The following is a 9,374-nucleotide window of genomic DNA, read 5'->3' on the forward strand; positions in this document are numbered from 1 at the left end:
GGGCGCGCTGCCTGTTGACACTCTAGGCGACGCGCAATACCACGCAAGCCTGATGTGAGGGCCGCTCAATAGACCTGACGCCTTGGGAAGCCGGGCGGCGAGAGAGGGAGCCCTGCACCGTGACGGGGAAATGCGGGGGAACGGGTGGCCAGGTGACTGTTGCTGCCCCTGCATTTCCGCGCGCCGCGTCGCTATGTCGCACCCGCCGGCAGTGGTGGGCCATTAGAATGGCGGCGCTCGCGCTCACGAGGAAAGCGCCGGATGCCGGACGCGCAGGGCACGAGCCATAAAGACGACAAGAAGGCTTTCCAGTGAAGAGAAATCGCATTGCGCTCGCCGCCTCGGCAGCGCTGATGGGCCCTGGCTTTGCCGGCGCGCAGGTCGCCGCTCCGGAGCCGCTGCAAGAAGTGGTGGTGTCGGGCAGGGCCGACCGCAGCGAAACGCCGGCCATACCGCCGAACACGCCGTCGCCGGCCTACGGCATCAGCAGCGCCCGGATGGCGGACTTCAATGTGGTGAACACCGAGGACGCACTGAAATACGCGCCCAATCTCGCGGTGCGCAAGCGCTTTATCGGCGATATCAACTCGATCATCTCGGTGCGCAGCACCAGCTCGCGCCAGTCGGCGCGGGGCCTGGTCTATGCGGACGGGCTGCTGCTGTCCAACCTGCTGGGTTCGGACTTCACCTTTCCGCCGCGCTGGTCGCTGGTCAACGCCTCGGAGATCGAGCGCGTCGACGTGCTGTATGGTCCGTATTCGGCGCTGTATCCGGGCAACTCGCTGGGTGCGACGGTACTGATTTCCACGCGCACGCCTGAGCGGTTCGAGGGCGATGCCAGCGTCCAGCTGTTTACCCAGCGTTTCAGCCTGTATGGCACGCACGATAACTTCAACGGGGTTCACGCCAATGCCTACGTGGGTGACCGCGTCGGCGCGTTCTCCTACCTGATGAGCGTGGACCGGCAGGACAGCAAGAGCCAGCCGCTGAGCTTCTATACCGCGGCGCGCTCGACCACCCGCGCCGGCTCGGCCGACAAGCCGGTCACCGGCGCCTTTTTCGATAAAGACCAGACCGGTGCCGACCGCGTGGTGATGGGCGTGAACAGCGAGGGCGTCACGCACACCGTCCAGGACCAGCTCAAGGTCAAGCTCGGCTATGACATCACCAACACCCTGCAGGCCCAGTTCACCGCCGCCTACTGGCAGCAGGACCGCTCCAGCGCAACCGGCAGCTACCTGCGCGATGCCGCTGGCAATGTGGTCTCGAACGGCAACGTGAATATCGGCGGCTACCGCTATGTGATCCCCGCCAACGCGTTTGCCCCGAGCAATGGCGAGGACGCGCGCTGGCTCTACGGCCTGTCGCTGCGCACGCGCAATGAAACCGGCTGGAACTTCTCCGGCGTGGCTTCGCTGTTCGACGTGAGCAAGGACATCAGCCGCACCGCCAATACCGCCGGCAGCGGACCGGGTACCGTGACCTTCGGGGATGGCACCGGCTGGCGCACCCTGGACCTGAAGGCCGACTACCGCCCCGAACGGCTGCAAGGCGGGCACTGGGTCACCTTCGGCTACCACTATGACAACTACCGGCTGAGCAATACGACCTACAACACCTCGGACTGGCAGGCCGCCACCATTGCTGCCTTCAACAATGCCTTTGGCGGCAAGACCGAGACCCAGGCGCTCTATGCCCAGGACGCCTGGTATTTCGCCGAGGACTGGAAGCTGATCCCCGGCGTACGCTACGAGCAATGGCGCGCCTACGACGGCAGCCGCAGCCAGCCCGGCGCGAACGTGGGCTACCCCGACCGCAGGGAATCCAACTGGTCGCCCAAGCTGGCGCTGGAGAAGGCGTTCGGCCAGGACTGGCTGGGCCGTCTCTCGCTGGGCCAGGCCTATCGCTACCCGACCGTCAGCGAGCTGTTCCAGGGCAGGATTACCGGCACCTCGCTGATCAACAACGATCCGAACCTGAAGCCCGAGCGCTCGTTCTCCAAGGACCTGACCTTCGAGCGCACGCTGGACGCATCGCATTTCCGGGTGTCGCTGTACGAGGACGACATCCACGACGCGCTGGTGAGCCAGACCAATACCACCGTGTTCCCGACCGTAACCAGCTTCCAGAACGTCGATCGCGTGCGCACCCGCGGCATCGAGCTGGCCTACGACGCGCACGACCTCTTCATCAACGGCTTCGACCTTGCCGCCAGCGGCGCCTACAACAATTCGAAGACGCTGGAGAATGCCAACAACCCGGCCTCGGTGGGCAAGTATTTCTACCGTATCCCGAAGTGGCGCGCCAACCTGGTCGGCACGTATCGCATCACGCCGGCCTGGGCGGGCACGCTGGCCATGACCTATTCCGGGCGGCAGTACAATACGCTCGACAATTCGGACGTCAATCCCGACACCTTCGGCGGCACCAGCAGTTTCCTGACCTTCGACGTCAAGCTGACCTACCGGCCCGCCAAAAACGTGCGTCTGGGCCTTGGCATCGATAACCTGACCGACCAGCGCTACTACGTCTACCACCCGTATCCGGGCCGGACGTTCTACGCCGAGGCCAAGGTCTCCTTTTAAGCGCCTGACAAGAGCGACCACAACCCTATGAAGGTCTTCCGCCTCATCCTCGCCGGCCTGCTGGCCTTCGCCACCCTGACGGCCACGGCCCAGACCCACTCCCATATGGAGAAGATGCAGAAAATGAGCGAACTCGGCACCGGCGCCGCGTTCGACCGGGAAGGGCGTCTGTGGATTGCCTACAAGGACGGCCCCTATGTCGCGCTGCAGTCGTCGGCCGACTTCGGCCGCAGCTTCGGCCCGGTGCGGCATGTCAACAGCGCGCCGGAGCAGGTCGCGGCCGACAACGAAAGCCGTCCCAAGGTAGCCATTGGACGCGATGGCGAGATCTTCGTCACCTGGACCCAGCCGCTGGCCAGGCCCTACACCGGCTTTATCCGCTTCGCCCGCTCCACCGACGGCGGCAAGTCCTTCGCCGCGCCGCTGACGGTGCACGCCAACCGCGACGAGATCGCGCACCGCTTCGACGCCATCGCGGTGGACGGCGCGGGCCGGATTTTCGTCAGCTGGATCGACAAGCGCGACGTGGCAGCTGCCGAGGCGCGCAAGCAGCCATACGCCGGCGCCGCCGTCTACTACGCGGTGTCGACGGACCATGGCGCGACGTTCCGGGGCGATTACAAGATCGCCGACCAGTCGTGCGAATGCTGCCGCATCGCCATGTCGGCCACGCCCGACGGCAAGATGCTGGCACTGTGGCGCCACGTGTTCCCGCCCAACGCGCGCGACCATGCGCTGGCCTGGCTGGGCGCCGACGGTACCGCCACGGGCTTCCAGCGCGCCACCTTCGACGACTGGCGCATCGATGCCTGCCCGCATCACGGCCCGGGCGCCTCGGTGGCACCGGACGGCACCCTGCACATGGTCTGGTTCAATGTGCGCGAGGGCAAGCCGACGGTCTCGGTGGGGCGCTGGAAGGACGGCAAGCTGCTGGCGCAGCGCCCGCTCGACGATCCGCGCGCGCAGCATGCCGACATCATCGCGCTGGACAACAACGAGATCGTGGTGGCGTGGAAGTCGTTCGACGGGCAGCAGACGCGCCTGTCCGCCATGCTCTCGCACGATGGCGGCAAGACCTGGCAGACGCGGCAGGTGGCCCGCACCGGGCGCGACTCCGACCAGCCGCACCTGCTGCAGCACGCGGGCCGCGCCTACGTTCTGTGGCGTACCGAAGCCGAGGGCTTCCAACTCTTCCCGCTGGCGAAGGAGGCCGCATGACGCCACGCCGCAGACTCCTGGCCGCCGCAGCGCTTGTCCTGATTGGCGCGGGCAGCGCAAATGCAGGCGGCCCGCACGCCGATCGCGTGGCCGTATTCGATTCCGGCAGCGCCGCGCAACTTGCCGCCAGCCAGCAGGGCAAGCCTTTTGTGCTGGTGGTCTGGTCGCTTGACTGCATCTATTGCAAGCGCAATTTCGAGGCGATCGGCAAGCTGCAGGCGCGCTATCCGGCGCTGCGCGTCGTCACGCTGGCGATGGACAACCCCGAAGCGATGCCGCAGGTGCGGCAACTCCTCCAGCGTGTCAGCCTGACGCGCAATGCATGGGTGTTCGGCCGCGAGCCGCAGGAACGCCTGCGCTACGCCGTCGACCCTGACTGGATGGGCGAGATGCCACGCACCTATTTCTATCGCGCCGACGGGCAGCGGCAGGGCGTGTCCGGCGTGATCAGTTCCGAGGACTGGAGCAGGCACCTGCGCTGGGCCGGCATCGCAGGCTGACCCGGAGCGCCCGGAAGCCCGCAGGAGCTGGCCTGTCGTGGCTCCGTACGAATCTCGCCTTCGCCATCAGGCCGGGTGCTGCCTGTCGACCGCACCCGGCCCGGACGCTTCCGCTCAATTCTTGCGGGTCTGACCGGCCGGCTGCAGGATTTTCTCCTGTGCCCAGCTCACGGCGGCGCGCGCCGGTGCCTCACCGCTTTTCTCCACACGCTGCGCCAGTTCGAACACGCGCTCGCGGATGCGTGCCACTTCGGCAAGCACCGCGGCCTCGTCGGCGCCGCCGAGGTATTCGCGCGCGCAACTGATGATGCCGCCGGCGTTGATCAGGAAGTCGGGGGCGTAGAAGATGCCGCGCGCCTGCAGGGTGTCGCCTTCGTCGAGCGAGGCGAGCTGGTTGTTGGCGCCGCCTGCGACGATCCTGAACCTGCACTGTTGCGCCACTGCCGGGGTGATCACCGCACCCAGCGCGCAGGGCGCGAACACGTCGGCGGCCACACCCGTAATGTCGCCGGACGGCACCGCCTGCGCGCCGAACTGCTTGCGTGCCTGCTCGGCCCTGGCGCCGTTGATGTCGGCCACGATCAGTTTCGCACCGGCCTCGTGCAGGAGGCGGCACAGGTCCCAGCCCACCGAGCCCAGGCCTTGCACGGCAACCGAGACGCCGTCCAGGCTGTTGCGGTCCAGCGCATAGCGCACGGCGGCTTCGATCCCGACGAAGACGCCGTAGGCGGTTCTGGGCGAGGGGTTGCCGCCGAAGCCGTCGGCGCGCGGCATGCCGCTGATGTAGCGGGTTTCGCTCTGCGCGGCGTGCATGTCTTCCACGGTGGTGCCTACATCTTCGGCGGTGATGTAGCGGCCATCGAGCGATTCGACCAGGCGGCCGAAGGCCCGGAACAGCCGGGTACGGTCGGTCTGTGCCGGCGTGCGCAGGATCACCGCCTTGCCGCCGCCGAAGGGCAGGTCGGCCAGGGCGTTCTTGTAGGCCATGCCTTGCGAAAGCCGCAGGGCATCGGTCAGCGCGTCGTGTTCGGTGGGGTAGGTCCAGTAGCGGCAGCCGCCGAAGGCAGGGCCGAGGCTGGTGTTGTAGATGGCGATGATGGCCTGCAGGCCGGACTCGGGATCGGTGGCGAGCGTGATGCGCTCGTGGGATGGGCCTTCGCCAGTACCAAACAGGTGGCCAGCGAGGTGGCCAGCGGCCTCAGGGGTGATGCGGTCGGTCAAAGCGTCTTCTCCATGACGAGGTGGAATGCAAAGGGGTAACTTTGCCTTCCTGGCACACCGCTCTGGGTTGCAAGGCGGTGCGGTGGCGATGGTGGCCAGGGCGGCAGCCATCGTGATTCGGCCGGGCGGCAATTGTGTTGCGGCCTGGCCTCGCCTGCCCGGTTGCCCGGTCAGGCGGCCGGTTCGCGCCATGGCGCAAACAGGTGCGGAATCTTACCGGCAATTTGCCGTGACCCCGACTAGGGTTTATTGGGAGGAGAGGGCGATTGCCGGCCATCGGCCCTTCGTCATTCGTGCTGGCGCACGATGGAATAAATCGGCACCGCCACGCGTTTAGATCTATCGACCACCGTGCTTTTGCCGAGGAGGCATCGTGCGCGATTCGCCACACAGCTTGCGGGCCACGCGCGGACACGCGATTGCCGGGCTTGGGCTGGCCGCCTTAGCATCGCTGGCGGCCGCCCTCAGCCAGGCCCAGCCAGCCGACGCGGACAGGTGGCGGGACCGGTACGTGCTGGCGCCGCAGCGCTCGAGCGTCACCTTCGACGTCGACGCCTTTTCGCACTCGCGGATCAGGATGCGCTTTCATCGCCTGGATGCCCGGCTTGAAGGGGCGCAGGCCGGGCTCGATGCTGCCCGCGTGACGGTGACGATCGATGCCGGAAGCATCGAGGCGCGTCCGGGCTTCCTGTCCCGGATCATGCGGGGTGCCGGCGTGCTGGATGTGGCCAACTATCCGGAGATCCGCTTTGTCAGCACCCGCTTTGTCCTGACCGGAGAAGGGAGCGGGTGGCTGAACGGCGACCTTACGATCCGCGGCATTACGCGTCCGGTCAGCCTTCGTGTGACACCTGGGAGTGCCACCGGGAATCCGCTGCGCGACGGCACGCTTGCCTTCTCGGCGATCGGAGAAGCCAGCCGCCGGGAGTTTGGCCTGTCGGCATGGTCCGCCGTTGTGGGCGATGTCGTGCATATGAATATTCAGGTGGAGTTCGTGCATGGGCCCTGAGAACCCATTCTGAAACGGGTTCTCAGGCGCCAGGCACTAGTGCGGCACAGGGGAACATCATGTCGACTCGGATATTTGCGGCGTTGCTTGCCACATTCCTTCTTGCGGCTTGCGGCGGAGGCGAGGACGATTCCGGCACCACGTCCGGATCGGGGGCGGGCATGACGGGCGGCGCTTCGTCGGGAAGCGCTCCCGGCTTCCGGCCTGCGCCGGGCATTGTGGGCGGTGGTGGCGGCACGGGCGGCACGGGCGGTGCGGGGGCGGGGTCCGGAATGTAGAGGTGGGCTATCTTTGAATCGACTACCGGCCGGGAGAAGCGGTACCTTCCGGCAATGGAGAATGATCATGCAATATCGCCTCGCCAACTGGCTGGCGGGCACCGCGGTTGCGCTGTCAGCCTGTACGTCGCTGCAACCCGTCCAGACTGCCCAGAAGATGATAGGCAGCCCGGAAAGCTCCGTGCTCGAGACTTTTGGCGCGCCAACGGAGACCTACAGGCTCGCCGATGGCTCCATCCGCTGGATCTATTCGCACCAGCCCCTGGGATATGAGGTCTACGCCGCCGATTTCGACGCGAACGGCAAGCTCGTCGGTTTCCGCCAGATGTTGACCGAGAAAGAGATCTACGAGGCAAAGCCGGGCGTCTGGACCAAGCGCGATATAGCCGAACGCTTCGGCCTGCCGCGCGAGCCCGTCCAGTACTACCCGCTCATGAAGCGCGAGGCGTGGTCGTACCGCCTCTATGCCAGCGGCTATCAGCCGGCCCACTTCAGTGTCTACTTCGACGATCAGGGCGTGCTGGATCGCACGATGATCATCGTTGATCCGCTCGGGGGCGACCGGCGGCGCAAATGAGGCCGTTGCTCCGATGCGATAGTGATGCAAACGGCATCTGCCGTTACCTATACTCCCACCACGGCGACGTTCCGGAGGCCCGCACCGGCACCGCCTCACCTGACCGGGAGATTGCCATGGCAACGTTCAGATTTTTCGCGCGCTCGCTGGCATTGCTGCCCGTGCTGGCGCTGGCCGGCTGCGTCTCGCTCAGCAGCAGCGACTCCTCGCCCCCGCCGAACGCTCACACGGTGGTCGTGCCGCCGGGTTCTACCGTGATATGCACACCGGGTCCGTGCCAGAACCAGTGAGCTTGTCGGAGCGCTGGCAGGCCGCTACCTCGCGCGCCTGCCGCAGCACGGCGCTGGCGAACAGCACCGAGCCGTCCACCGGTAATTGCGCGGCGCGCAGGGCGTCGGCGGTCCAGGTGTTGCACGTGTAGTAGCCCGCGTAGTTCGGGGTGGCGCCGAAGTACAGGCTGCCGGCATAGGGGCCGTCACCGAGCTGCACGGGGCGCGCCAGGTCGTCGCGCTGCACCGACCCGGCGAGATAGGCGGCGAGGTGCGCCTTGCCGGCCGCCCCCACCTGCAGCGTGACCACCTTGTCGGCACCATAGGCGGCGGCCGGGGTGTCGCGCAGCACCGTCATCAGGATCGCGCCGCGCCCGGGCCACAGGGCCGACAGCGTCGCCAGGACGCCGTGCTCGCGCGTCAACACATAGTCCCGTTCCCCGAAGCCGAAACACAGGTGGGTGGCGCCAGCGAAGCCCTGCGCCAGCCAGGCCTGCAGGTCCGGCACGTCCTGCACCTGTACGCAGACATCGGTATGCCAGCCGCGCTCGACCACGTCGATGGTCGTCACCGGCGGCCCGCTGGCCGGGGCGAGCGGGATGGCCGAGCAGGCGGCAAGGACGGCGGCGTGGGCGAGGGCGAGCGCCGGCCTGGCCAGCCGCCCGGCCGTTCGCGTCATACGGGTCTGATAAGGATTGCCGCCGTGCATGCCGGAAGTGTAGGCAGCGCGGGCACGGGCCTGCCAGTGGGCGTCGACAAGCCGTCAGCGGGCAAGGCCGTGCCGGCTATGCCGGTCACAGCGGCGCGGGCTGGGCCGGAGGCGTGGATGCCGCGGCTGCCGCGGGCTTCGGGCTGCCGGTGCCGCTATACGCGAAGTATTTAGCCTTGGCACTCCTGGCCCAGTACGCGACCGTGAACTGCTTGCTGTCGCGCCCGTAGAGCAACTCCAGGCTGCCGTTGGCGGCCGCCCACTCCGCGTAGCCATTCTCGGCCGTGGACTCGGTCTTTCGCTTCGACTCATAGCGGGCGTCGAGCTTCTTGCTCACCTCGTCCAGCGCCGACCGGTCAAAGGTCATCGTGATGAGTGCCACGGTGTCCTGCGCGTCGCAGTTCACGGTCACGCGAGCGAGGCCCGGCAGGTGGAAGCGCTCCAGATGCCTGAGCTCCACTGTGTCGCCGCCGGCCCATTCCGATTTGCCGCTCCTGACATGGTTTTCAGCCGGCGCCAGGCGCGAGCACCGGGTCTTGCCAAGCTCGAGGCCGAGCGGCGCCGCGGTGTTGCCTGCCGTCGCTGGCTGGGTCGCGGGAGCGGCTGCGTGGGCGGAAACGGACGTCAGCAGGGCGGCGCAGAGCAGGGTGATCTTCTTCATCGGGTGGGTGGGAAAGGTTTCACGATCTCGAAATGGATGGTCGACGCAGATTCTAAAGCCTTCCGAGGCATCACCATTTCTGGTGATGCGGTGATGCCGCGGCGGCCCATAGAATTCCCCACAATTCCGGCGCGGCTCCAATCGGCATCGGGCGCCTCGCCGGCGACAGCAGAATAAGGTTCTTCGCCTATTTGTGGGGCTGGGGTCTTGGAGGGGGCGCTGCTGCTGGCGGGCCTGAGGTTGGTGGCCGCGGTTTGGCGCTGTCGTAGGTCGACGGCCCGGTTTCGCCCTGAAGGGCGACCTACTTATATGAACGCGCCCCGGTTTGCAAGGTAAGACGAACATGC

General features: G+C 66.8%; 8 protein-coding genes. 5 read left to right on the forward strand and 3 right to left on the reverse strand.

Annotation, left to right across the window (positions count from 1 at the left end; all coding sequences use genetic code 11):
* Positions 1 to 311: 311 nt before the first annotated feature.
* The 3 genes from RM96_RS23580 to RM96_RS23590 are packed head-to-tail and all read left to right on the forward strand — an operon-like array spanning position 312 to position 4,303.
* Positions 312 to 2,585: a TonB-dependent receptor gene (locus tag RM96_RS23580; RefSeq protein WP_039014115.1), complete on the forward strand. Its 2,274-nt coding sequence runs from the start codon at positions 312 to 314 to the stop codon at positions 2,583 to 2,585.
* Between the two features lie 27 nt (positions 2,586 to 2,612).
* Positions 2,613 to 3,803: a sialidase family protein gene (locus RM96_RS23585; protein WP_039014116.1), complete on the forward strand. Its 1,191-nt coding sequence runs from the start codon at positions 2,613 to 2,615 to the stop codon at positions 3,801 to 3,803.
* Positions 3,800 to 4,303: a TlpA family protein disulfide reductase gene (locus tag RM96_RS23590; protein WP_039014117.1), complete on the forward strand. Its 504-nt coding sequence runs from the start codon at positions 3,800 to 3,802 to the stop codon at positions 4,301 to 4,303. Before RM96_RS23585 ends, RM96_RS23590 begins: the two co-directional genes overlap by 4 nt.
* 114 nt (positions 4,304 to 4,417) lie before the next feature.
* Here the strand turns inward: RM96_RS23590 and RM96_RS23595 are convergent, their stop codons facing one another.
* Positions 4,418 to 5,524: a Leu/Phe/Val dehydrogenase gene (locus RM96_RS23595; RefSeq protein WP_238587386.1), complete on the reverse strand. Its 1,107-nt coding sequence runs from the start codon at positions 5,522 to 5,524 to the stop codon at positions 4,418 to 4,420.
* Positions 5,525 to 5,897: 373 nt separating this feature from the next.
* Here RM96_RS23595 and RM96_RS23600 point away from each other — a divergent pair, with 373 nt between their 5' ends.
* Both RM96_RS23600 and RM96_RS23605 read left to right on the forward strand, forming a co-directional pair.
* Positions 5,898 to 6,533: a YceI family protein gene (locus RM96_RS23600; protein WP_039014118.1), complete on the forward strand. Its 636-nt coding sequence runs from the start codon at positions 5,898 to 5,900 to the stop codon at positions 6,531 to 6,533.
* Positions 6,534 to 6,878: 345 nt separating this feature from the next.
* Positions 6,879 to 7,388: a hypothetical protein gene (locus tag RM96_RS23605; RefSeq protein ID WP_039014129.1), complete on the forward strand. Its 510-nt coding sequence runs from the start codon at positions 6,879 to 6,881 to the stop codon at positions 7,386 to 7,388.
* Positions 7,389 to 7,637: 249 nt separating this feature from the next.
* Here RM96_RS23605 and RM96_RS23610 read toward each other — a convergent pair whose 3' ends face one another.
* On the reverse strand, positions 7,638 to 8,336 hold the full coding sequence (locus RM96_RS23610; protein ID WP_039014119.1) for a DUF2459 domain-containing protein: 699 nt from the start codon (positions 8,334 to 8,336) through the stop codon (positions 7,638 to 7,640).
* A gap of 115 nt (positions 8,337 to 8,451) precedes the next feature.
* On the reverse strand, positions 8,452 to 9,027 hold the full coding sequence (locus RM96_RS23615; RefSeq protein WP_039014121.1) for a hypothetical protein: 576 nt from the start codon (positions 9,025 to 9,027) through the stop codon (positions 8,452 to 8,454).
* Positions 9,028 to 9,374 lie beyond the last annotated feature (347 nt).

Origin of the sequence: Cupriavidus sp. IDO, assembly GCF_000812465.1 — a bacterium.
In the GTDB taxonomy this organism is placed as follows: Bacteria; Pseudomonadota; Gammaproteobacteria; order Burkholderiales; family Burkholderiaceae; genus Cupriavidus.

Coding starts and splice junctions, on each gene's coding strand:
- RM96_RS23585 (WP_039014116.1), top strand. CDS start 2,613: ATGAAGGTCTTCCGCCTCATCCTCGCCGGCCTGCTGGCCTTCGCCACC.
- RM96_RS23590 (WP_039014117.1), top strand. CDS start 3,800: ATGACGCCACGCCGCAGACTCCTGGCCGCCGCAGCGCTTGTCCTGATT.
- RM96_RS23605 (WP_039014129.1), top strand. CDS start 6,879: ATGCAATATCGCCTCGCCAACTGGCTGGCGGGCACCGCGGTTGCGCTG.
- RM96_RS23610 (WP_039014119.1), bottom strand. CDS start 8,336: ATGACGCGAACGGCCGGGCGGCTGGCCAGGCCGGCGCTCGCCCTCGCC.
- RM96_RS23615 (WP_039014121.1), bottom strand. CDS start 9,027: ATGAAGAAGATCACCCTGCTCTGCGCCGCCCTGCTGACGTCCGTTTCC.